This window comes from Pseudomonas sp. UV AK001, from assembly GCF_046097675.1.
In the GTDB taxonomy this organism is placed as follows: Bacteria; Pseudomonadota; Gammaproteobacteria; order Pseudomonadales; family Pseudomonadaceae; genus Aquipseudomonas; species Aquipseudomonas kribbensis.
The window spans coordinates 1,749,531-1,776,160 of the sequence record NZ_JBJUVZ010000001.1 but is presented as its reverse complement, the minus strand read 5'-3'; the positions used below and the strand labels follow the sequence as shown (position 1 = coordinate 1,776,160).

General features: G+C 61.7%; 18 protein-coding genes. 8 read left to right on the top strand and 10 right to left on the bottom strand.

The features are described from left to right. The 3 genes from ACKLNA_RS07995 to ACKLNA_RS07985 all read left to right on the top strand — a co-directional run. On the top strand, window positions 1–5,449 hold a 5,449-nt coding region (locus ACKLNA_RS07995), incomplete at its 5' end, for an amino acid adenylation domain-containing protein (protein WP_408985533.1). Window positions 5,450–5,515: 66 nt separating this feature from the next. Then, a complete protein-coding gene (macA, locus tag ACKLNA_RS07990) occupies window positions 5,516–6,664 on the top strand; it encodes a macrolide transporter subunit MacA (RefSeq protein ID WP_119426608.1) in 1,149 nt (382 codons plus the stop codon). A gap of 2 nt (window positions 6,665–6,666) precedes the next feature. Then, complete coding sequence (locus tag ACKLNA_RS07985; protein WP_408985532.1) at window positions 6,667–8,625, top strand: MacB family efflux pump subunit; 1,959 nt, start codon at window positions 6,667–6,669, stop codon at window positions 8,623–8,625. Window positions 8,626–8,688: 63 nt separating this feature from the next. Here ACKLNA_RS07985 and ACKLNA_RS07980 read toward each other — a convergent pair whose 3' ends face one another. The 7 genes from ACKLNA_RS07980 to ACKLNA_RS07950 all read right to left on the bottom strand — a co-directional run bounded on the left by ACKLNA_RS07980 (window position 8,689) and on the right by ACKLNA_RS07950 (window position 17,668). Beyond that, window positions 8,689–9,462 carry a helix-turn-helix transcriptional regulator gene (locus tag ACKLNA_RS07980; RefSeq protein ID WP_408985531.1) on the bottom strand — a complete coding sequence of 258 codons (774 nt, stop codon included), beginning with the start codon at window positions 9,460–9,462 and terminating at the stop codon, window positions 8,689–8,691. A 926-nt stretch (window positions 9,463–10,388) separates the two neighbouring features. Beyond that, on the bottom strand, window positions 10,389–11,621 hold the full coding sequence (gene glcF, locus ACKLNA_RS07975) for a glycolate oxidase subunit GlcF (protein ID WP_408985530.1): 1,233 nt from the start codon (window positions 11,619–11,621) through the stop codon (window positions 10,389–10,391). A 3-nt stretch (window positions 11,622–11,624) separates the two neighbouring features. Next, window positions 11,625–12,689, bottom strand: coding sequence for a glycolate oxidase subunit GlcE (gene glcE, locus ACKLNA_RS07970; protein ID WP_408985529.1), 1,065 nt, complete (start codon window positions 12,687–12,689; stop codon window positions 11,625–11,627). Beyond that, window positions 12,689–14,173: a glycolate oxidase subunit GlcD gene (gene glcD / locus ACKLNA_RS07965; protein WP_408985528.1), complete on the bottom strand. Its 1,485-nt coding sequence runs from the start codon at window positions 14,171–14,173 to the stop codon at window positions 12,689–12,691. The genes glcE and glcD overlap by 1 nt, the downstream gene beginning before the upstream one ends. A 38-nt stretch (window positions 14,174–14,211) precedes the next feature. Next, window positions 14,212–15,051 carry a glutathione-dependent disulfide-bond oxidoreductase gene (gene yghU / locus ACKLNA_RS07960; RefSeq protein WP_408985527.1) on the bottom strand — a complete coding sequence of 280 codons (840 nt, stop codon included), beginning with the start codon at window positions 15,049–15,051 and terminating at the stop codon, window positions 14,212–14,214. Between the two features lie 129 nt (window positions 15,052–15,180). Beyond that, on the bottom strand, window positions 15,181–16,680 hold the full coding sequence (gene proP, locus ACKLNA_RS07955; protein ID WP_085708563.1) for a glycine betaine/L-proline transporter ProP: 1,500 nt from the start codon (window positions 16,678–16,680) through the stop codon (window positions 15,181–15,183). Window positions 16,681–16,822: 142 nt separating this feature from the next. Next, window positions 16,823–17,668, bottom strand: a complete 846-nt coding sequence (locus ACKLNA_RS07950) for a helix-turn-helix transcriptional regulator (RefSeq protein ID WP_408985526.1) — start codon at window positions 17,666–17,668, stop codon at window positions 16,823–16,825. 95 nt (window positions 17,669–17,763) lie between these two features. Here ACKLNA_RS07950 and ACKLNA_RS07945 point away from each other — a divergent pair, with 95 nt between their 5' ends. The 3 genes from ACKLNA_RS07945 (at window position 17,764) to ACKLNA_RS07935 (ending at window position 22,100) form a co-directional block, all read left to right on the top strand. Next, on the top strand, window positions 17,764–18,720 hold the full coding sequence (locus ACKLNA_RS07945; protein WP_408985525.1) for a threonine dehydratase: 957 nt from the start codon (window positions 17,764–17,766) through the stop codon (window positions 18,718–18,720). A 102-nt stretch (window positions 18,721–18,822) separates the two neighbouring features. Further along, a complete protein-coding gene (locus tag ACKLNA_RS07940; protein ID WP_408985524.1) occupies window positions 18,823–20,367 on the top strand; it encodes a class I SAM-dependent methyltransferase in 1,545 nt (514 codons plus the stop codon). A 197-nt stretch (window positions 20,368–20,564) separates the two neighbouring features. Then, a complete protein-coding gene (locus tag ACKLNA_RS07935; RefSeq protein WP_408985523.1) occupies window positions 20,565–22,100 on the top strand; it encodes a diguanylate cyclase in 1,536 nt (511 codons plus the stop codon). A 48-nt stretch (window positions 22,101–22,148) separates the two neighbouring features. On the opposite strand, the gene ACKLNA_RS07930 is transcribed toward ACKLNA_RS07935, so the two are convergent. Continuing rightward, complete coding sequence (locus tag ACKLNA_RS07930) at window positions 22,149–23,270, bottom strand: alkene reductase (protein ID WP_408985522.1); 1,122 nt, start codon at window positions 23,268–23,270, stop codon at window positions 22,149–22,151. A 107-nt stretch (window positions 23,271–23,377) separates the two neighbouring features. Beyond that, entirely contained in the window at window positions 23,378–24,055 is a 678-nt protein-coding gene (locus ACKLNA_RS07925) for a type 1 glutamine amidotransferase domain-containing protein (RefSeq protein WP_408985521.1), read from the bottom strand. 211 nt (window positions 24,056–24,266) lie between these two features. Here ACKLNA_RS07925 and ACKLNA_RS07920 point away from each other — a divergent pair, with 211 nt between their 5' ends. Next, complete coding sequence (locus ACKLNA_RS07920; RefSeq protein ID WP_408985520.1) at window positions 24,267–24,851, top strand: TetR/AcrR family transcriptional regulator; 585 nt, start codon at window positions 24,267–24,269, stop codon at window positions 24,849–24,851. 4 nt (window positions 24,852–24,855) lie between these two features. Here ACKLNA_RS07920 and ACKLNA_RS07915 read toward each other — a convergent pair whose 3' ends face one another. Next, a complete protein-coding gene (locus ACKLNA_RS07915; RefSeq protein WP_408985519.1) occupies window positions 24,856–26,112 on the bottom strand; it encodes a PucR family transcriptional regulator in 1,257 nt (418 codons plus the stop codon). A gap of 248 nt (window positions 26,113–26,360) precedes the next feature. Here ACKLNA_RS07915 and ACKLNA_RS07910 point away from each other — a divergent pair, with 248 nt between their 5' ends. Beyond that, the gene (locus ACKLNA_RS07910) at window positions 26,361–26,630 is read left to right on the top strand and encodes a YtcA family lipoprotein (protein ID WP_408985518.1); all 270 of its coding nucleotides are present in this window, start codon (window positions 26,361–26,363) and stop codon (window positions 26,628–26,630) included.

The following is a 26,630-nucleotide window of genomic DNA, read 5'->3' as shown; positions in this document are numbered from 1 at the left end:
CCGCCTGACCGACATCGGCGGCGTGCAGGAAGCGGCGGTGCTGGCTCGCGAGGACGTGCCGGGGGACAAACGTCTGGTCGCCTATTACACCGGCGCACGGCTGGAAATCGACGTGCTGCGCGGTCACCTGCTTGAGCACCTGCCGGACTACATGGTGCCGGCGGTGTTCGTGCACCTCGATGCATTGCCGCTGAGTCCGAACGGCAAGCTCGACCGCAAGGCTTTGCCGGTGCCGGATCAGGCCTCGGTCATCACCCGTGAATACGAAGCGCCGGTCGGCGAAGTGGAAATCCTGCTCGCCGGACTGTGGGCCGAACTGCTCAACGTGGAGCGGGTAGGGCGCCACGACAACTTCTTCGAACTGGGCGGGCATTCGCTGATGGCAGTCAACCTGGTGGCACGGATGCGCCATGTCGGGCTGACGGCCGATGTGCGTGTGCTGTTCAGTCAACCGACGCTCGCCGCGCTGGCGGCTGCTGTCGGTGATGAGGTGGAAATCGCTATCCCGGCCAACCGCATTGCACCGGACTGCAAACACATCACCCCGGACATGCTGCCACTGGTTGCACTGGATCAGCCTGCCATTGACCGCATCGTCGCCAGCATTCCCGGTGGCGCCGCGAACGTGCAGGACATTTACCCTCTGGCGCCGTTGCAGGCCGGCATCCTGTTCCATCACTTGTCGGCACCTCAGGGCGATCCGTATGTGTTGCAGGCGCAGTTCGCGTTTGCCGATGAATCCCGTCTGCGGGTGTTCGCCGAAGCCTTGCAGGCTGTGATCGAGCGCCACGACATCCTGCGTACGTCGCTGTTCTGGGACGGCCTGGAAGAACCGGTGCAAGTGGTCTGGCGCCAGGCGTCGCTGGTGTGTGAAACGGTGGAGCTGGACGAGAGTGAAACGGATGCATTGAGCCAGCTGCGCAACCGGTTCGATACCCGGCACTACCGCATGGCCGTCACTCAGGCGCCGCTGATGCGCGTGGTGCACAGCTGGGACGCGGTCAATCGGCGCGTAGTGGCGCTGCTGCTGTTCCATCATCTGGTCATGGACCACATTGCGCTGGAGGTGCTGCGCCACGAGATGCAGTCGGTCCTGCTCGGCCAGGTGCGGCAGTTGGCCGAACCGGTGCCGTATCGCACCTATGTCGCCCGCACCCGCTCAGGGCTGAGCGAGGAGGAGCATGAGACGTTCTTCCGCGACATGCTCGGCGATATCGAGGAACCGACCCTGCCGTATGGCCAGGGCACTGTCGCGGACGGCGGCAACGGGCATGCGCAGCGGTTGCTGAGCACCGCGTTGAGTCAGCGGGTCAGGGCCAAGGCCAGGCGTCTGGGCATCAGCGCCGCCAGCCTGATGCACCTGGCCTGGGCCAGCGTGCTGGGGCAACTGTCGGGGCGTGAAAACGTGGTGTTCGGCACCGTGATGCTCGGCCGCTTGCACGGTGGTGAAGGCGCCGAGCGGGCGCTGGGCGTGTTCATCAACACGCTGCCGCTGCGCATCGATCTGGGCGGGCAAACGGTGAAAGAAGCTGCACTGGCGACCCATCAGCGCCTGAACCGCTTGCTGCATCACGAACATGCGCCATTGGCGCTGATACAACGTTGCAGCGCCATGGCGCCGGGGGTGCCGCTGTTCAATGCCTTGTTCAATTACCGCCACAGTGGCGGCGGGGGCACGCCGTCCGACGAAGTCGTGGCGGCATGGCAGGGCATGCAGTTGCTCGATGCCGAAGAACACAGCAACTACCGCCTGAGCCTGAGCGTCGATGACCTGGGCGAAGACTTCAGCCTGACCGCGTTGACCATGGCCGGGATCGACGCCGGGCGGATCTGCGACTACATGGATCTTGCGGTCGAGAGCCTGTTGCAGGCGCTGGAACGGACGCCGCAACTGAGCATCGACCAGTTGTCAATTTTGCCGCGGGATGAGCGGCGGCAATTGCTGGTCGAGTTCAACGCCACTCAACGGGACTACCCGGCGACGTTGACGGTTCATCGTCTGTTCGAACAGCAGGTGACGAAGCATCCGCAAGCGGTGGCGGTGGTGCATGGCCGCGCGGCGTTGACTTATGAAGAGTTGAATCAACGGGCCAATCTCCTGGCCCATTACTTGATCGGACATGGCGTGCAACCGGGCGACCACGTGGCAATCCTGCTGCCGCGCTCGCTGGATCTGCTGGTCGCGCAACTGGCCATCGGCAAATGTGCGGCGGCCTATGTGCCGCTGGACATCAATGCGCCGGCTGAACGTCAGGCGTTCATGGTTGAGGATTGCGGGGCGAAAGCGCTGCTGACCTTGAGCACTGAGGCGACTGATTACGCTGTGCGCCGGATTGATCTGGATTTGCTGTCGTTGGACGCACAACCGGTTCACAACCCTGATTTGCCGCAGTCTTCCGAGTCCCTCGCCTACATCATGTACACCTCCGGTTCCACCGGCACACCGAAGGGGGTGATGGTGCCGCACCGGGCGATTGGCCGGTTGGTGATCAACAACGGCTATGCGGATTTCAACCCGCAGGATCGGGTGGCATTCGCTTCCAACCCGGCGTTCGACGCCAGCACGATGGATGTCTGGGGGCCGCTGCTCAATGGCGGTCGAGTGGTAGTCATCGATCACGTGACCTTGCTTGATCCGCAAGCCTTCGGACGTGAACTGGCCAACACCGGTGCCACGATCCTGTTCGTCACCACCGCGCTGTTCAACCAGTACGTGCAGTTGATCCCCGAAGCCCTTAAAGGCTTGCGCATCGTGCTCTGTGGTGGCGAACGCGCTGATCCGGCGGCCTTCCGTCGCTTGCTGGCCGAGGCGCCAGACCTGCGCATCGTCCACTGCTACGGCCCGACCGAAACCACCACCTACGCGACTACTTTCGAAGTGCGCGAGGTGGCAGAAGATGCCGACAGCGTGCCGATTGGCGGCCCGATCTCCAACACCCAGGTCTATGTGCTTGACGCCCGTCAGCAACCGGTGCCGATGGGCGTGACCGGCGAGTTGTACATCGGTGGGCAAGGCGTGGCGCTGGGCTACTTGAATCGCCCGGATCTGACTGCCGAAAAATTCCTGCAAGACCCGTTCGGCGATCAACCGGGCGCGTTGCTGTACCGCACCGGCGACCTCGCACGCTGGCTCGCACCGGGGCAACTGGAATGCATCGGTCGTAACGACGATCAGGTGAAGATCCGCGGCTTCCGCATCGAACTCGGGGAAATCGAAAACCGCCTGCTGAACTGCGAAGGGGTGAAGGAGGCCATCGTGCTGGCCCGTCAGGACGGACAGGAGCCGTTGCGTCTGGTGGCGTATTTCACCGCCGAAGAGGGCGTCGACAGCGCCAGCCTGCGCAGCCAATTGCAGGCGCGTCTGCCGGAATACATGGTGCCCTCGGCCTGGGTGCAGCTCGACGCCTTGCCGCTGAACAACAACGGCAAAGTGGATCGCAAGGCCTTGCCGATCCCGGCGCAGGACGCGCTGCTCAGCCGTGCCTATGAAGCCCCGGTCAATCCGCTGGAAGAAACGTTGGCGCAGTTGTGGGCCGAGGTGTTGCAGGTCGAGCAGGTGGGGCGTCACGACAACTTCTTCGAACTGGGCGGGCATTCGTTGCTGGCGATTCGTCTGGTCAACCTGATGCAGCAGAACGGCCTGGAAGTGACGCTGGCCGAGCTGTTCCAGCACGCCAGCATCGAGTCGCTCGGCACGTTGCTCAGCCAGCGCACCGGTGCAGAACTACAGGATGACGGGCTTGTCGTGGTGCGGGCCTGTGGTGCAGGCACGCCGCTGTTCCTGATGCACGAGTTCAGCGGGATGGACGCCTACTTCCCGGCGCTGGGCCTGCACATCGAGGGCGATTTCCCGATCTACGGCTTGCCGGGCATCCCGTTCGGCCAGGCACCGCTGCGCACCATGGAATGCCTGGCGGCGCGCATGGTGGAGATCATCCGCTCGGTGCAGCCGCACGGGCCTTATCGTCTGGCCGGCTGGTCGTTCGGCGGGGTGTTGGCCTACGAAGTCGCGATGCAATTGCTCGGCATGGACGAGACGGTGGCGTTCGTCGGCCTGATCGACAGTTTCGTGCCGCGTCTGACCGATCAGGGTAAGGCGCGCTGGAGCGACAAACATGCGCACAAGCGCCAGCTGCTACAGCATTGCACGTTGTACTGGGCGGCTCGCGGAGACTCGGGGCAGAGTGCGCTGGCGCATCTGGCGCTGTTGCAGGCCGAGCTTGAGCAGATCGACTTCCAGCCGCTGCTGCAGCGTTGCCGGGACGAACAACTGCTGCATCCGGACATGGCGGCCGCCGCTCCGCAGGACCTCTGGCATTACCTCGACCGCGAGGTCGCCCACGGGCATGCGCTGGCGCATTACCGGATCAATCCGTTGGGCTTGCCGCTTTATCTGTTCCGGGCTCAGGAGCATCCGACGGAGCTGTCTCGTCGTCACCCGACCCTGGGCTGGTCGGATGAAGTGCCGGCCACGCTCCTGCACTGCATCGACGTGCCGGGCGATCACCAGAGCATGATGCAGGCGCCGCATGTGCAGGTGCTTGGTCAGGCGCTCGGTCAGGCAGTTCAGGCCTCGGCAGTGATCGAATCCCGGGCCTATCAGCCGCTGTTGACGATCCAGACCGGTCACGCCGGGCATGCGCCGATTTTCTGTGTGCCGGGGGCCGGCGACAGTGTCACCGGGTTCATCCACCTGACCGAGGCGCTGGGGCCGGAGTGGCCGATTTACGGCTTGCAGCCCCGAGGCCTCGACGGCGCAACCGTGCCCCACAGCCGGGTTGAAAGTGCGGCCACGTTCTACCTGCGGGCACTTGAGCAGTTGTACCCGCAAGGACCGGTGCACCTGATCGGGCATTCGTTCGGTGGCTGGGTGGCCTACGCCATGGCGGCGCAGTTGCAGGCGGCGGGGCGCGAGGTGGCGTCCCTGACTCTGATCGACAGCGAATCGCCGGGCGGCAACAGCGTCGTGGGCAAGCCGTACACCACGACGGCGGCGTTGTTGCGACTGATCGAGTCGCTGCAACTGTCCAGCGGCAAGTCCCTGGGGATCGATGCACTGGCTTTCGCCGAAGCCGATGACGCTACGCAAATGCGCTTGCTGCATGACGGCATGGTGCATGCCGGTGTGCTGTCCGAACGCTCGTCAGCTGACGCGATGCAGGGCCCGGTGCGTACGTTCGCCACGGCATTGCGCACGGTCTACCGGCCGAGCCTGGCCTATACCGGGCCGGTGCGTCTGGCGCTGGTGGATGACCCGACACTGGACGCCTCGGGCAATCAGCGCGAGCAGGCAGCGATGCTCGAAGGCTGGCAGCGCGAGGCCCGGGATCTGGCGGTGTGGTATGGCCCCGGCAACCACTTCACGATCCTCAAGGCGCCCAACGTCTTCAGTCTCGCGGCGTGGTGGCATGACGGGCTGACGGTGGCGGCGGGTCAAGTGTTGTCCTGATTGAAGTTTTTATCCTGGAACCCGGCCGCTGGCCGGGCTCAACCCTGAACGGAATTGTGGTCATTTATGGAACAGTCGAAGTTGCGCAAAGTCGGTCTGGGAATCGCGTTGACGCTGGTGGCAGGGTTGGTGTTCTACACGGTGCAGGCACCGGCCGAAGCACCGCAGTACCTGACCGCCACGGTTGAACGCGGTGATATTGAAAACGCGGTGCTGGCCACCGGATTGCTGGAAGGCATCAAACAGGTGGACGTCGGTGCCCAGGTCTCGGGGCAGTTGAAGTCGCTGAAGGTCAAGGTCGGCGACAAGGTCAAGAAGGGCCAGTGGCTGGCGGAAATCGACCCGCTGGTGCTGCAGAACACCTTGCGTCAGGCGCAGGTCGACGAGGAAAACCTGCAAGCCCAGCGCCGGGCGACTCAGGCTCAGTTGCGCCAGACCAAGGCAATCTACGAGCGCTATCAAAATCTGCAGGAAGACGCCTCGATCTCGCGGCAGGATTTCGAAACCGCGCAATCGAACTACGAGGTGCAGCAGGCCAACCTGTTATCGCTGGACGCGCAGATCAAGAGCGCGCATATCCAGATCGACACGGCCAAGGTCAATCTGGCCTACACGCGGATCGTCGCGCCCATCGACGGCGACGTGGTGGGCATCGTCACCCAGGAAGGCCAGACCGTGATCGCCAACCAACTGGCGCCGATCCTGCTGAAACTGGCGGACCTGGACACCATGACCGTCAAGGCTCAGGTGTCGGAGGCTGATGTCATTCATATCGCGCCGGGGCAGGAGGTGTATTTCACCATTCTCGGCGAGGACAAGCGTTACTACGGCAAGCTGCGCGGCACCGAGCCGGCGCCGCAGAACTTCCTCGAAACCCCGCCCGCCGGCACGCCGAAACAGAACACGGCGGTGTTCTACAACGCGCTGTTCGAGGTGCCCAACCCGGATCATCGCCTGCGTATTTCCATGACGGCGCAGGTGCGCGTGGTGCTCGACACCGCCAAGTCGGTGCTGACGATTCCGGTGGCGGCACTCGGTCCGCGCAACAACGATGGCAGCTTCCCGGTGCGGGTGCTGGACGCCAAGGGCCAGGCGCAGTCGCGCAATGTGCAGACCGGGATCAACAACAACGTCAAGGTGCAGGTCAACGACGGTCTGGCCGAAGGCGACCGGGTGGTGATCGGTGATCCGGTGGCGAAAGTGGCAGGGGCATGAGCATGACCGAACCTCTGCTGCATCTGAGCGGCATCAGCCGCAGTTTCACCGCTGGCGACCGTGAATTTCTGGCGCTGAAGAACATCGACCTGACGATCCATGCCGGGGAAATGGTGGCGATCATCGGCGCCTCGGGTTCCGGCAAATCGACTCTGATGAACATCCTCGGCTGCCTCGACTACGCCACGGCCGGCAGCTACAAGATCAACGGCCGGGAAACCCGTGATCTGGACAACCAGGCGCTGGCCGAACTGCGACGCGACTATTTCGGCTTCATCTTCCAGCGCTATCACTTGCTGCCGCATCTGAGCGCGATGCACAACGTCGAGATGCCGGCGATCTACGCCGGCACGCCAGAGCCGCAGCGACACGCCCGGGCCCGTGAGCTGTTGGCGCGCCTGGGGCTGGAAGGGCACCTGACGCATCGCCCCAGCCAGCTCTCTGGCGGCCAGCAGCAGCGGGTGAGTATCGCCCGGGCCTTGATGAACGGCGGTGAAGTGATCCTCGCCGACGAGCCCACCGGCGCCCTCGACACCACCAGCGGCAAGGAGGTGATGCGCATTCTGCTGGAGCTGCACGCCGCCGGGCACACGGTGATCCTGGTGACCCACGACCCCAAGGTCGCAGCCAACGCTGAACGCATCATCGAAGTCAGCGACGGCGAAATCCTCAGCGACCGCCGCAATGAGCGCGACACCACGGCACTGACCAACGAAGACGCCGTGTCGCGCAAATCCGGTGCGGCACGACGTCTGGTGGCCAGCTTCGGCCTGTTCAAGGAAGCGTTCAACATGGCCTGGGTCGCGCTGATCTCCCATCGGATGCGCACCTTGCTGACCATGCTCGGGATCGTTATCGGTATCACCTCGGTGGTGTCGATTTCGGCCATCGGCGAAGGGGCCAAACGCTATGTACTCAAGGACATTCAGGCCATCGGCAGCAACACCATCGATATCTATTCCGGCACCAGTTTCGGCGACAGCCGTTCGGCGGCCATCGAAACCCTGGTGCCGGCGGATGTCACCGCACTCAATCAGTTGTACTACGTCGACAGTGCCACGCCGGTGGTCGGGCGCAACCTGTTGCTGCGCTATCGCAATATCGACCTCGATGCGCAGGTCAACGGCGTCAGCGATCTGTATTTCCAGGTGCGCGGAATCAAGATGGAGTCGGGCATCCCGTTCAGTGAAAGCGATGCCCGGCGTCAGGCGCAGGTGGTGGTGATCGATCACAACACCCGCCATCGGTTGTTCGGCGAGGGCGTCGATCCATTGGGGCAGGTGATCCTGATCGGCAACCTGCCATGCACCGTGATTGGTGTGGCGGCGGAGAACAAGAACATCTTCTCGTCGAGCAAGTCGCTCAATGTCTGGGTGCCCTACGAAACCGCAGCCGGGCGGCTGTTGGGCCAGCGTTATCTGGACAGCATCAGTGTTCGGATCAAGGACGGCCAGCCGAGCAAAGTGGTGGAAGACAACGTCAACAAACTGATGCTGCAGCGCCACGGCACCAAGGATTTCTTCACCAACAACCTCGACAGCGTGATGCAGACCGTACAGAAAACCAGCCGCTCGCTGGCCTTGCTGCTGTCGCTGATTGCTGTGATTTCGCTGGTGGTGGGCGGTATCGGCGTGATGAACATCATGCTGGTGTCGGTCACCGAGCGTACCCGTGAGATCGGCATCCGCATGGCGGTCGGGGCGCGGCAGTCGGACATCCGACAGCAGTTTCTGGTGGAGGCGGTGATGGTCTGCCTGCTCGGTGGCGCTATCGGCATTTCCCTGTCCTACGCCATCGGCCACCTGTTCTCGCTGTTCATCAAGGAATGGGAAATGGTGTTCTCGCTGACCTCGGTACTGACTGCCGTGATCTGCTCGACCCTGATCGGCATCGTGTTCGGCTTCGTGCCGGCACGCAATGCGTCGCGTCTCGATCCGATCGAGGCGCTGGCCCGGGATTGAGGTCGGCACGAAAAAACCGCCGTCCTTTGCAGGAAGGCGGTTTCGTCAGAGATGTGTGAGCCTTCAGGCCGCATTCGAAGGGCCGCAGGCTGTCGGGCAGTCCTGCGGCGAATACATCCAGCGCATCAGCGAGTGACGTCCGCTGATGCCCAGTTTGATGGCTGCGCGTTTGAGGTAGCTTTCCACGGTATTGACCTTCAGTTGCAACTGTTCGGCCAGTTCAGGCGCGGTGCGCCCGGCCAGCAGGCCGACACACACTTCCATTTCGCGGTTCGACAGGCTCAGCCCCAATTGCTCCACTCGTTCGCAAAAGCGCAGGCGCAGGGTTTCCAGGCCCAGCAGGGTGGAATCCGATTGTTCCTGGGATTGTCCCAGGACGTCAGTGTTTGCCGGTTGCAGGGCGTTGATGTGTTTTTCCACCATCGGCAGCAGCACTGGGGAAATGTCTTGCAACAAACTGCGCTCGTGAGCGGAGAAGCGTTTTGCCGGACCGCAACGGTAGACCGAGATCACATAGCGGTAACCGTCCTTGCGTCGGGTCAGGTGCAATTGCGAGGCGTCGGTGACCGTCGAGGGTTCGGGAGCGGGCAAATCATTGGCACTCGGCAGGGTGCTCAGTTCGGAATACACCGTTTCAGCCGGCAGTGGCGCTTCCTTGATGCATTCGGGTTCGCTGCGCGGTTGCGTGCGTCCGACCGGTTCCACGCGCATCTGCCGGATGTGTGTGGCATCCACCGCCAGTTGGGTCAGGATCAGGTCATGCAGCATCCGTGGGAAATGTCGGCTGCCAGTGCTGGCGATGACCTTGCCAATGTGAGGAAACAGCTGTGAGTTCATGTCGTTCATCCATGAGTTGCAGTGTGGTACTCGTGTTCCTGAACCACCGGAAAACAGCTCCATGCCCGGCGACAGCGAATCAGGAAATTGGATCCTATCCTAGTACAACGTTTCAGCGACGGTTTAATGAAGGCGCTATTAGCTCATAACTGACGGTGAGGAGGATGTCGGGATGACAGGTGTCAGAGAAATGCCTTACAGCTGAACAGGATCAATTTTGTAAAAAATCCTACAAATGACAGTGTTTGTGAACAAAAAAAGCCCGTTTCAGCCGAAGCCAAAACGGGCTTTTTCCCGCATCGACAACCGTTATTTCAGGTTGTCAAAGTGGTCTCGCAGGAACTCGTAAAAGCGAAACGCTTGAAACGATCTCCATACGAGGCTCAGCGTACGCAGCAAAAGCTTCATACGTTTTGGCCTCCAGGTCGGGGGCCAGACCTCCAGCGCACTTACCGGACCATGCGTGCCTTCGGACATGCACGTCAATGTTGTCCATGAGGCGGCCGGTTGTGATCCCTCCGAGCCATCATTCCGGCACGGGTGCAAAACCGTGTCGAAGGGCATGAAACCGTTATGGTTCCAGCCAAACCTCATGGACGCACTGGCGAGTGAGCGTCGGCATATTAACCTGTCTTGTGACGTGATTCTGAGGGGTATGGATAAAGACTCAATGAGTTTTGTAATTCGTTGTTTCTGTCAGTATTATCTCGGTCTGTCAAAGCCTCGTCAGGGCTGACCTTGTCATTGCATGACGTCATTCAACACACACAAAATAACGTTGCAACGAATACCAAAGATTAATAGTATTTCCGCACGTCAGTGTTGTCCGTGAGACACCAGGCCCCAGCCGCAAACTGAGGCCTACCGAAAAACCGCCCCGCTAAGGCGGTTTTTTTTCGCCCATCGTTTGACCACCGCCAGCAATCCTACGCGTCTCGCACCAAGGGCATCGCGGCATCCACCAGCTCGATCCAGTGCCTGACCGGCGTGCGTCCCGCGCCGTCGAGGTGGGCCTGGCAGCCGATATTGGCGGTAGCGATGGCATCCGGATGACCGCTTTCCAGTGCATTGAGTTTTTGGTCGCGCAATTGTCGGGCCAGTGCCGGCTGCGTTATCGAATAGGTGCCCGCCGAGCCACAGCACAGATGGGCGTCCGGCACGGTCGTGAGGTTGAAGCCCAGCCGGGTCAGCACCGACTCCACCGCACCGCCAAGTTTCTGTGCGTGTTGCAAGGTGCAGGGGCAGTGGAAAGCCAGGCGCTGATCGGCATGGATGCCAAGGGATTCGAGCGGTTCCTCACGTAACACTTCCACCAGATCCTTTGCCAGCTCACTCACGGTTTTTGCCTTCTCGGCATAGGCTGGGTCGGTGCAGAGCAGATGCCCGTAATCCTTGATGAACGCACCGCAGCCGCTGGCGGTCTGCACGATCGCTTCGGCGCCTTGCTCGATGGCCGGCCACCAGGCGTCGATGTTCTTGCGGGCGCGCTCAAGTCCTTTGGCCTGGGCGTCGAGGTGATAGTCCACGGCGCCGCAGCAGCCGGCATTCAGCACCGGAGTAATGCTGATTCCCAATCGATCCAGCACCCGTGCTGTCGCGACGTTGGTGTTGGGCGACAAACCCGGTTGCACGCAGCCTTCGAGCATCAGCACCTTGCGGGCATGCCGCGCTACCGGACGGGGTGCGATTGCAGAGGTGCTGCGCGGCAGTTTTGCTTGCAGAGTCTCGGGTAGAAGCGCGCGGAAGATCCGGCCAGCACCGAGCAGTCCCTTGAACAGAGAGGCATCGGGCGCCACCGCGCGCAAACCTTCGCGCAACAAGCGTTGGCCGATGGGCCGCGGCACAGCGGCATCCACCACGGCGCGGCCGATATCGAGCAGGTTGTGGTAATCCACCCCTGACGGGCAGGTGGTTTCGCAATTGCGGCAGGACAGGCAACGATCCAGATGCAGTTGGGTTTTGCGGGTGACCTCGTTGCCTTCCAGCACTTGCTTGATCAGGTAGATGCGGCCCCGTGGGCCATCGAGTTCATCGCCGAGCAACTGATAGGTCGGGCAGGTCGCGTTGCAGAAACCGCAGTGCACGCAGGTGCGCAGGATGCTTTCGGCTTCTTCGGCGCGGGGCAGTTGTCGGGCTTCTTCGCTGAGAGTGGTCTGCATGGCTCAAAGCTCCGCGTACAGGCGACCGGGGTTGAAGATGCCCTGAGGGTCGAGCCGCTGCTTGAGGCAACGGTGATAATGCAGGAGGGCGGGTGGCAGCGGATGAAACGGCGCGTCGATCAAACCATGGCTGTAGCAGGTCGCATGCCCGCCAACAGCCGAAACCACCTGGCGAATCAGAGCAGCTTCGGCCCCTGATTTCAGCCAACGCTGGGCGCCGCCCCAGTCGAGCATTTGTACACCGGCCAAGGCCAGCGGCGGGGTGTTGTTCGGCACCGACAGGCGCCACAGGGGCTGGTCCTCATCAAAAAAATCCAGGCGCTGTTCATTCAGATCTGACCAATAGGCGCCATCAAGCAGTTCGCCACCGAGACGATCACGGGCCGCCGCCACCGAACCTTCGCCACCTTCCAGACGCAAGTGCAGCCGCTGGCCATCGTGGCAGGCGGCGCTGATCGGCAACGGTTGTTGGCCCCATTCCGCCAGGCGCTGCAAGGCACGCTCGCTGTCTATTTCCAGGCTGATACTCAGGCACTCTCGCGGTTTGGGCAGGACCTTGAGTGAGACCTCGGTAATCACTCCCAGCGAACCGTAACTGCCGGCCATCAGCCGCGACAGGTCATAACCGGCGACGTTTTTCATGACTTCACCGCCAAAGCGCAGGTGTTTGCCATGACCCGTGATGATCCGCGTACCCAGCACGAAATCCCGCACCGACCCCGACCACGGGCGCCGCGGGCCGGACAGTCCGCTGGCGATCATCCCGCCCACCGTCGCATCGTCGGCGAAGGCCGGTGGTTCGCACGGCAACATCTGTTGTGAAGCGTCCAGCACCGGAAGCAGTTCGCTCAGCGGTGTGCCGCAACGTGCGGTGATCACCAGTTCCGTCGGGTCGTAGCTGACGATGCCGCGATGGGTGCGAGTGTCGAGGATTTCTCCGGCGACAATGCGCCCCAGAAATGCCTTGCTGTTGGCGCCCTGAATCCGCAGGGGCGTGGCGTCCTGCAATGCCTGATTGACTTGATCGAGCAGCGCGGCGCTGTCGTCGACATCCTTTTCTCGGACCATCAAAAACGCTCCAGCTCGGGGAAGGGCAGTTGCCCGGCGTGAACATGCATGACGCCGAATTCGGCGCAGCGGTGCAGGGTCGGGATGTTCTTGCCCGGATTGAGCAGGCCGTCGGGGTCGAACGCCGCTTTGACGGCGTGGAACAGGGTCAGCTCGTCGCTGTTGAACTGCGCGCACATCTGATTGATTTTCTCCCGGCCCACGCCGTGCTCGCCGGTGATGCTGCCGCCGACCTTCACGCACAATTCGAGGATTTTGCCTCCCAGGGTTTCGGCGCGTTCCAGTTCGCCAGGCTGGTTGGCGTCGAAAAGAATCAACGGGTGCATGTTGCCGTCGCCGGCATGGAACACGTTCGCCACCCGCAGGCCGTATTCGGCGGATAACTGCGCAATGGCTTGCAGCACACCGGGCAGTTCGCGGCGCGGGATGGTGCCGTCCATGCAGTAGTAGTCCGGTGACAAGCGGCCCACGGCCGGAAAGGCATTCTTGCGACCGGCCCAGAAGCGCACGCGCTCGGCTTCGTCCCTGGCCTGGCGCACTTCGCTGGCGCCGGCGTTTTCCAGCACCTGGCGCACGCGAATGCAGTCATCGTGGACGTCGGCTTCAACGCCATCGAGCTCACAAAGCAAAATCGCTTCGGCATCCACCGGGTAGCCGGCGCGGATGAAGTCCTCGGCGGCGCGGATGGCCAGGTTGTCCATCATTTCCAAGCCTCCGGGGATGATGTCAGCCACGGCGCGGCAGGCGTTTTCCACGGAATCGAATGCGGCCAGCAAGACTTTGGCGGTCTGTGGCTTGGGCAGCAGTTTGACCGTGACTTCGGTGATCACGCCCAGCAGGCCTTCGGATCCGGTGAACAGCGCCAGCAGATCGAAACCGGGAGAATCGAGCGCATCGGAGCCGAGCGTGAGGTGTTCGCCCTCGACGGTCAGGATCTCGACCTTGAGCAGGTTATGCACGGTCAGGCCGTACTTGAGGCAATGCACGCCGCCGGCGTTTTCCGCGACATTGCCGCCGATGGAGCAGGCGATCTGCGAGGAGGGATCCGGCGCGTAATACAGGCCGAACGGAGCGGCAGCCTGGGATATCGCCAGATTGCGCACCCCTGGCTGAACCCGCGCAGTGCGGGCAGCCGGGTCGATGTGCAGAATATTGTTGAAGCGCGCCATCACCAGCAGCACGCCTTTTTCCAGCGGCAACGCGCCGCCGGACAACCCGGTGCCCGCACCCCGTGCGACCACCGGCACGTTCATCTCATGACAGGTGCGCAAGATGCCCTGCACCTCATCCAGATGCCGGGGCAAAACCACCAGCAGCGGCGTGGTGCGATAGGCGGACAAACCGTCGCATTCATACGGGGCGAGATCCTCGCGCTGGTGCAGGATTTCCAGTGCCGGACACCGGGTTTGCAGCGCCTGCAACAGCGCGGTTTTATCGACGCCCGGCAGGGGGCCGTCGATCTGTTCGTCGTAGAGAATGTTCATGCGGGCGCCCCTTGGTTTTTGTTATCGGGTGCGAGCGATCAGTCGAGATCAGCAGCCTCATGTCGTTCCGGCACCTGGCTCGCCTCATCGCCCCAGGTACGGTTGACGCGTTGCCCACGAATGACCGCAGGCCGTTTGGCGATCTCCTCGGCCCAGCGTTGCAAATGGGTGTATTCGTGCGCCGAAAGAAATTCGGCCGCGCCGTACACGTTATTGCGCACCAGTTGCCCGTACCACGGCCAGACCGCGATGTCGGCGATGGTGTAACTGTCGCCGGCAAGGTAAGGACTCTCGGCAAGACGCCGGTCGAGCACATCCAGCTGACGCTTGGCCTCCATGGTGAAACGGTCGATCGGGTATTCGAGTTTCTCCGGCGCATAGGCATAAAAATGCCCGAAACCGCCGCCCAGGTAGGGCGCCGAGCCCATTTGCCAGAACAGCCAGTTCAGGGTCTCGGTGCGGCCGGCGAGGTCGGTGGGCAGGAAGGCGCCGAATTTTTCGGCGAGGTAAAGCAGGATCGAGCCCGACTCGAAAACCCGGATCGCCGGCTCGGCGCCGCGATCAAGCAGCGCCGGGATCTTGGAGTTCGGATTGATCTCGACAAAACCGCTGGAAAACTGATCGCCTTCACCGATACGAATCAGCCAGGCATCGTATTCGGCCCCGGCATGCCCCAGCGCCAGCAACTCTTCCAGCAGGATGGTGACCTTCACACCGTTGGGCGTGGCCAGCGAATACAGCTGCAACGGATGCTTGCCGACGGGCAGGGTCTTGTCGTGGGTCGGCCCGGCAATCGGGCGATTGATGTTGGCGAACTGGCCGCCGGACGGAGCGCTGTGTTTCCAGACCTTGGGTGGTACGTAAGGCGTTTTGCTCATGAAACGAACCTCATCGTCAGCTGCTGAACAGGCGTGAGCCGGCAGAAAAAACCACCGGCTCCTGACGAACAGAACACCACAGAAGGGCGTTTGAATTCCACCCCGTTGTCCCATCAACTCTTTATATCGTTATTCGATTCGCGGGTGCTGCTGCACGAGGTGCTCGCGTTTGGCTTCCAGCTCGGCGATTTCGGCGTCGATGTCTTCGATCTTCTGTTCGATGTTGTCGTGATGTTCCTGCAGCAGTTCCCTGGCTTCCTCGATATCGGACGCTGCAGGTGCTGCGCCGCGCAGCGGTTTGTTGGCGGTTTCTTTCATGGTCACACCGGTGATCAGCCCGATGACGGCGGTCACCATCAGGTAATAAGCCGGCATGTACAGGTTCTGCGTGCTTTCCACCAGCCAGGCCACAACGGTCGGCGTCACACCGGCGATCAGCACCGAGACGTTGAAGGCACTGGCCAGCGCGCTGTAGCGGATATGAGTCGGGAACATCGCCGGCAGCGTAGACGCCATGACCCCAATGAAGAAGTTGAGCACCACGGCCAGTATCAGCAGGCCGGAAAAGATCAGGCCGATCTTGCCGCTGTTGATCAGCATGAACGCTGGAATGGCGAGGATGAACAGACCGATGCTGCCGAAGATGATGAAGGGACGACGGCCGATCTTGTCACTGATGAAGCCGATGGCAGGCTGCACGAACAGCATGCCGACCATGATTGCGATGATGATCAGCACCCCGCGATTTTCGCTGTAGTGCAGGTTGTGCGACAGGTAGCTCGGCATGTAGGTGAGCAGCATGTAATAGGTGACGTTGGTGGCAGCCACCACGCCGATGCAGGTCATCAGGCTGCGCCAGTGCTTGGTCGCGACTTCCTTGAACGACACTTTCGGGCCGCCGGCCAGGCCTTCGCGGTCGCCTTGTTCAAGCTTTTCGACATGCTGCTGGAACGCCGGCGTCTCTTCGAGCGCATGGCGCAGGTAGAGCCCGATCATGCCCAGCGGCAGGGCGAGGAAGAACGGCAGGCGCCAGCCCCATTCCTGGAATTTTTCTTCGCCGATGATCGCGGAAATCAGCACCACCACACCGGCACCGAGAACGAAACCGGCGATGGAACCGAAGTCCAGCCAACTGCCGAGGAAACCGCGTTTGCGATCCGGCGCGTACTCAGCGACGAAGATCGAAGCACCGGTGTACTCGCCTCCGACCGAAAAGCCCTGGGCCATTTTCGCCAGCAGCAGAAGGATCGGCGCCCAGATGCCGATCGAGGCATAGGACGGGATCAACCCGATGGCAAAGGTGCTGAGCGACATGATCACGATGGTTGCCGCGAGGACTTTCTGCCGTCCGTACTTGTCACCCAGCGCACCGAAGAACAGTCCGCCCAGCGGCCGGATCAGGAACGGCACCGAGAAGGTCGCCAGTGCTGCGATCATCTGTACGCCGGGATCGGCGCCGGGGAAGAAGACCTTGCCCAGCACATAGGCGACGAAGCCGTAGACGCCGAAGTCAAACCACTCCATCGCGTTGCCCAGCGCGGCGGCCGTAATGGCTTTGCGCATCTTGGCATCGTCGACAATGGTGATGTCTTTCAGTCCGATCGGGCTGACGCTTTCCTTTGATTCCATGGGATTCACTCTGCATCTGATCTGTCTTTGTGCAAACCGCGAGGCCCGGTGAGGCTTGAGTCAGCGCGGTTTGCCGTGACCGATGCCATCTCTGTGATGGCACGGCTTCTTCCTGATCAGATACAAGTGGACACGAAAAAATTCACCACTGATTTGGTTTTTTGCCAATGGCCGGATTATGACGCGATCCTGCGCGCAATTGCGCCGGACTCACGCCAAGTCGCTGCTTGAACGCACTGGTCATGTGCGCCTGGGAATTGAAACCGCAGGCGAGGGCGATTTCCGCCAGGCTGGCCTTCGAGTCACGCATCAGTGCCCGGGCCCGGGCCAGGCGGCGGTCGATCAGGTAACTGTGGGGACTTTTGCCGGTCGCCTGCTTGAAGGCTCGAGTGAAATAGCCTTCGGACAGTTCCAGCAGTTGCGCCATGGTGTGTAGGCCGAGCGGGCCGTCGAGACCGGCGTCGATGAACTCGTCGAGCAGGCGCATCCGGTTGCCGGTGATCGAGCCCTGGAGCGGCAAGGTGTCTTTGCCTGCGGTGCGCTCGGCCAGGGCGAGCGCCCAGGTTTGCCAGTCATCGTCCACCGAGGCATTCAACAAGGCACAGCGCATCCGCGAGGCGAGGTGGATGGCCTGTGGGTCGATGCGATTGTTGAACGCGTACTCACCAGCCAGTTCGATGCCGTCGGTGCGGATCACCCGCAGGTATTCACCGCCCATGGGCGATTCGGACATCACGTCACAGCCGGCAGGCACAAACGCCAGGCCATTGGGCATGGCATCGAAAGGGCGCACCCGGTCGCTGCCGATCGCGTGTACGCCGCGCTGGCTGTCGAAGGCGAAACCGATCGCAGACTGGCTCGCCACATATCGGGTGGCGTAGGCGGCGCCGGGCAGCAATTCGATCGCCCATGGGCCGGCCTCGATACGACGGACCGGTTCCGGGACGACGACTGGCTGCTGACGGTTTCGATGGCTCATGAGCGCCATAGTAGTGAAGAGTGCAGGTGAAAGTCAGGTCAGTTTTTTGAAAGCCGACGTGATGTGCCTGTGCCTAGACTGGGGCCAGGCACAAGGAGATTCCCATGCATTCACTCACTCGCGAAGAAATCGAACAGGCTGCCCGTCAGGTTTATCAGGTGATGCCGGCCACCGCTCAATATCGCTGGCCATTGCTGGCCGAGCGGCTGGGCTGCACGGTGTGGGTCAAGCACGAAAACCACACCCCGACCGGTGCGTTCAAGGTACGCGGCGGCATCACCTTCATGCACTGGCTGCGGCGCGAACATCCCAACGTCAAAGGCATTGTCTCCGCGACGCGTGGCAATCACGGGCAAAGCCTGGCGCTGGCCGCGCAAGCGGTAGGGTTAAAGGCGTTGATCGTGGTGCCGCTGGGCAATTCGCTGGAGAAGAACAACGCCATGCGCGGCTTTGGTGGCGAAGTGGTCGAGTACGGACGTGATTTCGACGAGGCCCGCGAGGAAGCGGCGCGTCTGGCGCTGGAACATGGACTTTATCTGGTGCCACCCTTCCACACCGAGCTGGTCAAGGGCGTAGCGACCTACGCGCTGGAACTGTTCAGTGCGGCGCCGGATCTGCACACCGTCTACGTTCCCATCGGATGCGGCTCGGGCATTTGTGGCGTGATCGCTGCCCGCGATGCGCTGGGCCTGGATACCCAGGTGGTGGGCGTGGTGTCCACGGAAGCGGCCGCCGCCAAGCTGTCCTTCGAGGCGAAAACGATCTGCGAGACCGCCTCCGCCAATACCTTTGCCGATGGCCTGGCCGTGCGCAAACCGATTGCCGAAGCGTTCGATGTCTATGGGGCCGGCGCTGCACGAATCGTGTCCGTCAGTGAGGACGAAATCGCCGAAGCCATGCGCGTGTATTACACTGACACCCACAACCTCGCCGAAGGTGCCGGAGCAGCGGCACTCGCGGCATTGATGCAGGAACGGGACAGGATGCAGGGCAAAAGGGTGGGGGTGATTCTGTCCGGGGGCAACATCGACCGGGCTGTGTATGCGCGGGTTATTGGCTGATAGACGACGGCTGGCGGCGGGGCGCCGCTTTTCCGCTTGTGATTCGTCCTGACTACCCCTTATAAGATCGGCTTTCACTTTCGATATATAAGGGTGTCACGCATGAGCAATGCCTGGAACGAAGGTTATTTCACGGACGAAGGCTACACCTACGGGTATAGCCGCGAGATCAATCCGGTTTTCCAGCGCTATTGTTTGTTGTTGCGTGGTTTCGCCACGCTGGAGGGCACCGACGGTTATCACTGCGAGCTGGGTTTTGGTCAGGGCGTTTCGATCAATATCCATGCGGCGGGTAATCCGGGCACCTACGTCGGTACGGATTTTCATCCCGGCCAGGCCGCCCATGCCATCGGGCTGGCGAACGACTGGGGCAGCGATGCTCGGCTGTATGACGACAGCTTCGAGCAGCTGCTGGCCCGCCATGACCTGCCGCAGTTCGACAGCATCAGCCTGCACGGCATCTGGACCTGGGTCAGCCGTGACAATCACAAGCTGATCGTCGAGTTCATCCGTCGTCATCTGAAGCCGGGCGGTCATGTGTACATCAGCTACAACTGCTTCCCGGGCTGGTCGCCCATGGCGCCGTTGCGCCAGTTGTTCAGCCTGCATGATCGTTTTGCCACACAGACTTCGGCACGCCCGGACCAGCGGATCGACGCCGCGCTGCAATTCTCCGAAGCGCTTCTGGCCGCCAACCCCAACTACGCCAATTCGGTGCCGGGTCTGGACGCGAAGCTGCAGAGCATCAAGGGCCAGAACCGTCAGTACGTTGCCCACGAATACTTCAACCGCGACTGGAATTGCATGTACTTCACCGATGTGGTCGAAGCCATGGCCCCGGCCAAGCTCGACTACGCCACCACTGCCGTGCCTCTGGATACAGTGGACCCGCTCAACCTGAGCGCCGAAGGCATGGATTTTCTGGAAGGCATCGAGCATCCGGTCATGCGTGAGCAAGCGCGCGATTACTTCGTCAATCAGAACTTCCGTCGGGACCTTTACGTGCGTGGCGCCAACCGGTTGTCCGCCTCCGAACACCGCGAGCGCATGCTCAGTACCCGATTCGTTCTGATGCAACTGGCGGACAGTGTCGCGGGCAGCGTCACGGGCCCGGCAGGCTCCGCGACGTTGCAGGCAGATATTTACGGCCCGGTGCTGGACGCGCTGGCCGATGATGCCTACGTACCGAAGACCTTGCGCCACTTGCTGGAAGCTTCGCCTTCATTGGGCTATGGCGATGTGGAGCAGGCTCTCAACGTGCTGATCGGGATGGGCGCCGTGGCACCGTGCCAGAGCGAAGCGGCCGAGAAGCTGGCACAGGCACGCTGCAACACCCTCAACCTGCAACTGTGCAGACGCTCGCTGTTCGATCACAAGATCCAGGTGCTGGCCAGCCCGGTCACCGGGGGTGGCGTAACGGTCAGTCGCTTCCAGCAGTTGTTCCTGATTTCGATCAAGCAAGGCAAGACCCGTCCGGCCGAGTGGGCATTGCTGGCGTGGGGCATCATTGGTGGTCAGGGTGAAGGTCTGCTGAAAAACGGCAAGGCACTGACCACCGCCGAAGAAAACATTGCCGAACTGACCGAGCAGGCCGAGGCATTTGCCGAGCGTTCGCTGGTCATTCTCAAGGCCCTGAAAATCGTCTAGCGGCAAAAAGTCTTTTGGGGTCCGGTTTTTTCATCGAACCGACCGATCAGCGAACACTTCATCGAGGGCCCGACACGCCGTTGCTGCGTCTTCGATGGACTGCTTGTATCCTGCGCGGCCCGGGACATACGGTCGCTGTTGTGGCCCCGGTCCGACAACGGCCGTGACGGAAAACGGACTTTCCAAAAGGTACTGATGTGAAGCGTGATACCCACCTCGTGATGTTGTTGCTGTTGGTGATCGGCTGCTCCCTGGCGTCGCTGACCATCTGGAAGGTGCTGGGCTCTCGGGAGCGGGCGCTGGACGAGGTGAACGTCCACGGGTTGAACCTGACCCAGGCGCTCGCGACCTATTCCGAAGGCATCGTCCGGCAGAGCTCGCTGCTCTTGCTCGGGCTCGTCGAACGTCTGGAAACCGAGGGCAGCGGCCCCGCGCAGATCGAACGGTTGAATGCGCTGGTCAACCGTCAGCAGCCACTGATGCCGCAGCTCAGTGGCATCACCGTCTACGATAATCGCGGCCACTGGCTGATGTCCTCCAACCGACCGATTCCGGCCGGGGTCAACAGCAGCGACCGGGACTATTTCATCCATCACCGTGACGATCCTTCCCGCGAGCCCTTCATCGGCCCGCCCATCCGTAGCCGTTCGAATCAGGAGTGGGTGATTACCGTCAGCCGCCGCTTCAATGACGCGCGCGGTGAGTTCGCCGGCGTGGTGGCGGTCACCCTGGGAGTCGAAAACTTCCTGCGACTGTTCGGCAAGCTCGACGTGGGGCAGGAGGGTGCCATCGGTCTGTCCTACACCGACGGTACGTTGCTGGTGCGATATCCCTTTCGCGAACAGGACATGGGGCGCAACTTCTCCAAGTCGCCCATTTATGCGAAGTACCTGGTGGACCAATCGGTGGGCACCGCGTCCTTCACGTCCAGCCTCGACGGCGTGGAGCGGCTCTACGCGTTTCGCAAGAGTGAAAAGCTGCCGCTGATCACCACGGTCGCGCTCGGCAAGCGCGAAGCATTGGCGGCGTGGCGATTGGAAGCGCTGCTGTCCATCGTGGTGGTCGCATCGCTGCTGGGGCTCACTGGCGTGATCGGCTGGTTTCTCATTCTCGATATACGTCGGCGGACCCAGGTGGAAGGGGAGTTGCGGCTCACTCAACAGCAGTTGCTCGGATCAAACCGGCAGCTGGAATTGCTGGCGATGAAGGATGCGCTGACGGGCCTGGCCAATCGCCGCTGTTTCGATGAAACACTGGCCATGGAAGCGCGCCGGGCTCAGCGGGACGGGGTTTCGCTGGCCTTGCTGATGATCGATATCGACTACTTCAAGCTGTTCAACGATTCCCAGGGACATGTTGCCGGCGACGCCTGCCTGCAACGGGTGGGGAAGGTGCTTGAGGCCTGCGTGCGGCGACCGTCGGATCTGGTGGCGCGCTATGGCGGGGAAGAGATGGCGATCATCATGCCCGACACCGATGGCGAGGGGGCGGCGGTCGTGGCGCAGCTGATTCTGGAGCGACTGACGCAAGAGCACATTGCTCATCCGGCGAGCCCGTTCGGTCGGGTGACGGTCAGTATCGGCGTCACCGCGGCGGCTGGCCCGCAACTGGCCGTGGTGCAAGCGCTGATCGAGACGGCAGATCAGGCGCTGTACCAGGCGAAGACCACAGGGCGGAACCGGATGGCAAGGAAAGCTCCCGGCGACAGCATCCCTTCAGCACAGCCAGTGTGAGCGGTGCTGAAGGGGCGGGTGTCGCGCCTTACCGAGTATCGGCAGTCATCACGCGTACTCGGGGTAATCCACATACCCTTCGGCATTGCCACCATAGACCGTGGCCGGATTCAGTGAATTCAGCGGCCAGTCATTGGCGATGCGCGCCGGCAAGTCCGGGTTGGCCATGAACGGACGACCGAAAGCCACGAAATCCGCCAGCCCGGAATCAAGCAACTGCGCACCGGATTCTGCGGTGTAGCGCCCGGCGTAAATGATCGCGCCACTGAAGGTGTCGCGCACTGCCTGACGGAACGTGAGTGGCATCGCCGGCGCATCGTCCCAGTCGGCTTCGGCGATGGACAGATAAGCGATGCCCACGTCCTGCAGCACCTTGATCGCTTCGATGTAAGTGGTGTGCGGATCTTCCTCGACCATACCCAGGTAGGTGCGCGCCTCGTCGGTGGTGGTGAACAGCGGGGCGAAACGCACACCGACTTTTTCACGACCGATGCACTCGGCAACACCGGCCACCACTTCACGCAAAAAGCGCAGGCGATTGTGCAGCGAGCCGCCGTACTGGTCGGTGCGCAGATTACTGTGGGCCGAGATGAACTGGTTCACCAGATAGCCGTTGGCGCAGTGCAATTCGATCCCGTCGAAACCTGCTTCCATGGCATTGCGCGCGGACTGGATGTACAGCTGAATCAGTTCCTGCACTTCATCGGTGGTCAGTGCGCGCGGGGCGGACGGTGGCACCAGGGCGCCAGCGCCGGGCGCGGTTTCGATGAACACGCTGACCCGGTCGGTGGCCACCGCAGAGGCCGAAACCGGTGCGGCACCGTCGGGTTGCAGAGCCGTATGGGACACGCGCCCCACATGCCAGAGCTGAGCGAAGATCACGCCGTCCCGCGCATGGACAGCCTCGGTGACTTTGCGCCATCCGGCAATCTGCTCCGGGGTATGAATGCCCGGCGTCCACGCATAACCCTGGCCACGCGGCTCGATCTGCGTGCCTTCCGTCACCAGCAGACCGGCGCCGGCGCGCTGCTGGTAATACTCGGCCATCAACGCGTTGGCGATGTTGCCCGGTTGTGTGCTGCGCTGGCGGGTGAGGGGCGGCAGCACGATGCGGTTTTTCAGGGTGTGACGGCCCAAAGTGCCGGGTTTGAAGAAACTGCTGTGATTCATGGATGTGCCTTGATTGGGGTTTAATAGACCAGTCGACTAGTTGCCGGGCCAAAAAAAGACGCCGTGCAACACGCGCACGGCGTCCGGGTGGATGACGGCTGAAAATGTCAGCCGAGCAGGTTCAACAGTTTCTCGGCGACAGCGGCGGAACTGGCCGGGTTCTGGCCGGTGACCAGTTTCCCGTCAGTCACCACGTGCACCTGCCAGTCGGCGACTTTGGAATAACGGGCGCCGAGGCGCTGGAACTCGTCTTCAACCAGGAACGGCACCACATCCGTCAGACCGACCGCCGCTTCTTCGGAATTAGTGAAGCCGGTGACGTCACGATCCTTGACCAAGGCTTTGCCGTCAGCGCTGAGCACATGCCGCAGCACGCCCGGGGCGTGGCAGACGAAACCATGAGGCTTGTTGCTGCGGGCGAAGGCCTCGATCAGGGCGATGGAGTGTTTGTCTTCGGCCAGATCCCAGAGCGGGCCGTGGCCACCTGGATAAAACACGGCATCGAAATCCTCGGCGCTGGCATCGGTCAGGCGCCCGGTGTTCGCCAGCGCCTGTTGCGCCGCCGAATCCTTGCGGAAGCGGTCGGTTTCGGCGGTCTGGGCGTCGGGTTCGTCGCTTTTCGGATCAAGCGGTGGCTGGCCGCCGGCGGGCGAGACCAGCGTGATGTCGGCGCCGGCGTCTTTGAAGGCGTAGTAGGGCGCGGCGAATTCTTCGAGCCAGAAGCCGGTTTTCTTGCCGGTGTTGCCGAGCTGATCGTGGGAAGTCAGAACCATCAAGATTTTCATAGAGCACCTTGGTTGGGTCGGGTGTCGTGGCTGTGCGAGGGATTCGCACACGATCGACACCGGCGAAAAGGTTTGTCGGGGCGCAGCATAGATTCCAATTAGACCAGTCGTCTAGTAATTTTTTATCCGCATGTTTTTCATGGACCGGTGTGGCAAACTCCCGTTCCTTCGAGTTAAACGACTGGTCTATTGCCTGGTAATCTGCGCCCCGATGAAACCGACCTACGACGACACCCGCCAACACCTGCTCGACACCGGCCACCGGATGATGGCCGAAAAGGGCTTCACCAGTGTCGGCCTGAACGAGATCCTGCAAACCGCCGGCGTGCCCAAGGGCTCGTTCTATCACTACTTCAAATCCAAGGAGCTGTACGGCCAGGCGCTGCTCGAGGATTACTTTGTCTGTTACCTCGCCGACATGGAACGACGCCTGACGCTGCCCGACCTGAATGCCCGCGAGCGGCTGATGGACTACTGGCAGGGCTGGCAGGATCGCTGCACGCTGGAAGGGCACGGTGACGAATGTCTGGTGGTGAAACTCAGTGCCGAGGTGGCCGATCTGTCCGAAGCCATGCGCCTGACTTTGCGCGATGGCGCCGAGCGAGTGGTGGCGAGCATCACTACTTGCATCGAGCAGGGCCAGGCCGATCATTGCCTGCCCGACGGCGATGCCCGGCAACTGGCGGAAACCCTGTATCAGCTTTGGCTGGGGGCCAGTCTATTGAACAAGTTGCAACGGACCGGGCAGTCGCTGGACACGGCGATGGCGACCACCAGGCGATTGTTGGACGCCTGAACTTTCAGCGCTCCTGCCCCTTGCTGATCGAATGCCGGCGAAGTTTCAGGGCCGTGTCGAGCCGGCTCACCCAGTTGATGTCATTGAGATCCGCCCCCAGCAGATTCTCGATGCGTCCGGTCCGGTAATTGAGGGTGTTCGGGTGGATGCCGAGAGTCTTGGCGGTCTGCGCGCGGTGACGGCCGCTTGAGAAAAACGCTTCCAGTGTCAGCAGCAGGTCGGGTTCGTGGCTAAGTTGCTCGATGAGCGACATCAGGTACCTGAGGGTGTTGTCGTGGCTGCGCACGCTGTCTTCGATCAGCACGCTGGAGTAGCGTCTGACACGTGCTTCGGCCTCGTCGAAAGGGAACAGGTCGATGGCTTTGATCGCTTCTTCCGCCGTGCCGATCCAGCCGGCGATCCCCTGATTCAGCAGACCGATGCCGATACCACGCAACGACGGCAGCAACGCCGGCAGTGACGCGGCGCTGTCGCTCATGCGCTGGTCGCATTGCGTGAGGGTTTCGCCTTTGATGCCCGGCAGCCAGATCACCAGTCTGTCGCGGTACCAGACGCGGATCAGTTCCTTGACGGGAATCTTCAGATGCCGGGCAACCTGCAGGGTCATACGGTCGAATTCGTCCTCGCGCTGCAACGGCTGGACAGGGCGCAAGGGCAGTTCCAGTGCAAGTGCCACCCGGGGCGTGCTGGCGTCCAGGCCGAGCGCCGACAGGGTGTCTTCGAAGCCCTCGGTATCGTGCGGCGAGTGCAGCAGGAAGTGATAAAGCCGCTGGTGCAGATGTTCCCTCCAGCGAACTTTCTGAATCTGTTCTTCCAGATACGCCTGGACCACTTCTTCGGCAATGTCGTCGAAGAAGTCGAACATGTAGCCGGAGATCTGCAACAACAATTCCTTGCTTAATGCATCGTCGTCTCTGGCAAGTTCCAGATAGCCGCTCCAGATCTCGCGAACGCCCAGGCTGAAGCCGCGCATCAACGATTGCAGGGGCACGCCCTGATGGACGCGCCGGTAACCGATCTCCTTCAGCGTACGGCGCGTGTCCTGCGACAAGCCTTCGCCGGTCAGCAGTGTTTCGCACCACAGGCGTGCGGTGTAGCTCAGGGAGCTTTCCAGATCCCTGCGGGCTTCGGGCGTGAGGTCCTTGTAGCCCGCCATCCCGTTCAGCTGACTGTTGATCTTTGCGGTGAGCAGGGAAGGGGTGTTCGCAAACTCTCGGGTGATCGTTGCAAGTCGAGCGCTGAGGGTGGGAATGGGCGTCATTGCGTTCACCTTTTTGCGCCTGGAAGTGTCGGTTTCACTCGCCGGCGAGTGTCTGTGCGCGCTCTATACTCTTACGTTCACCAGGCCAGTTCAACAGCACTTTCAGCCCGGTTTTGCGGTTGTTTACTGTCACAACGAAGTTATGTTTTTTTCCAATATCGGGGCCGTGGTCGGATCGGTAAGGTGCGCAGGTCAATTCCTTGCCCAGAGGTTCCGGTTTGCGTCAGTCGTCACTTGCGGAGGTAGACATGCCTTCATCCGATCCCGTCAGGCTGGCACTGATACCTGTCGTTCTCCTGCTCAGTGGATGCTCCACGTCCCCCTCGCTTGTACTGTTTGGTGCGGCTTTTCCCGACTGGCTGTTCTGCATTGTCGGCGGCGTTCTGGCGACCACGACGATCCACGTGATATTGGGCAGATATTCGCTGCGCGAACGCATTTCTCCTCTGGCACTGAGTTATCCGGCGCTGACCGGACTCCTGGCGATGCTGTTGTGGCTCGTCGTCTTCCACGGATGA

What these genes read in the sequence shown, in the direction of transcription:
- macA (WP_119426608.1), top strand. Translation starts at nt 5,516, where the DNA reads ATGGAACAGTCGAAGTTGCGCAAAGTCGGTCTGGGAATCGCGTTGACG.
- ACKLNA_RS07985 (WP_408985532.1), top strand. Translation starts at nt 6,667, where the DNA reads ATGACCGAACCTCTGCTGCATCTGAGCGGCATCAGCCGCAGTTTCACC.
- ACKLNA_RS07980 (WP_408985531.1), bottom strand. Translation starts at nt 9,462, where the DNA reads ATGAACTCACAGCTGTTTCCTCACATTGGCAAGGTCATCGCCAGCACT.
- glcF (WP_408985530.1), bottom strand. Translation starts at nt 11,621, where the DNA reads ATGCAGACCACTCTCAGCGAAGAAGCCCGACAACTGCCCCGCGCCGAA.
- glcE (WP_408985529.1), bottom strand. Translation starts at nt 12,689, where the DNA reads ATGGTCCGAGAAAAGGATGTCGACGACAGCGCCGCGCTGCTCGATCAA.
- glcD (WP_408985528.1), bottom strand. Translation starts at nt 14,173, where the DNA reads ATGAACATTCTCTACGACGAACAGATCGACGGCCCCCTGCCGGGCGTC.
- yghU (WP_408985527.1), bottom strand. Translation starts at nt 15,051, where the DNA reads ATGAGCAAAACGCCTTACGTACCACCCAAGGTCTGGAAACACAGCGCT.
- proP (WP_085708563.1), bottom strand. Translation starts at nt 16,680, where the DNA reads ATGGAATCAAAGGAAAGCGTCAGCCCGATCGGACTGAAAGACATCACC.
- ACKLNA_RS07950 (WP_408985526.1), bottom strand. Translation starts at nt 17,668, where the DNA reads ATGGCGCTCATGAGCCATCGAAACCGTCAGCAGCCAGTCGTCGTCCCG.
- ACKLNA_RS07945 (WP_408985525.1), top strand. Translation starts at nt 17,764, where the DNA reads ATGCATTCACTCACTCGCGAAGAAATCGAACAGGCTGCCCGTCAGGTT.
- ACKLNA_RS07940 (WP_408985524.1), top strand. Translation starts at nt 18,823, where the DNA reads ATGAGCAATGCCTGGAACGAAGGTTATTTCACGGACGAAGGCTACACC.
- ACKLNA_RS07930 (WP_408985522.1), bottom strand. Translation starts at nt 23,270, where the DNA reads ATGAATCACAGCAGTTTCTTCAAACCCGGCACTTTGGGCCGTCACACC.
- ACKLNA_RS07925 (WP_408985521.1), bottom strand. Translation starts at nt 24,055, where the DNA reads ATGAAAATCTTGATGGTTCTGACTTCCCACGATCAGCTCGGCAACACC.
- ACKLNA_RS07920 (WP_408985520.1), top strand. Translation starts at nt 24,267, where the DNA reads ATGAAACCGACCTACGACGACACCCGCCAACACCTGCTCGACACCGGC.
- ACKLNA_RS07915 (WP_408985519.1), bottom strand. Translation starts at nt 26,112, where the DNA reads ATGACGCCCATTCCCACCCTCAGCGCTCGACTTGCAACGATCACCCGA.
- ACKLNA_RS07910 (WP_408985518.1), top strand. Translation starts at nt 26,361, where the DNA reads ATGCCTTCATCCGATCCCGTCAGGCTGGCACTGATACCTGTCGTTCTC.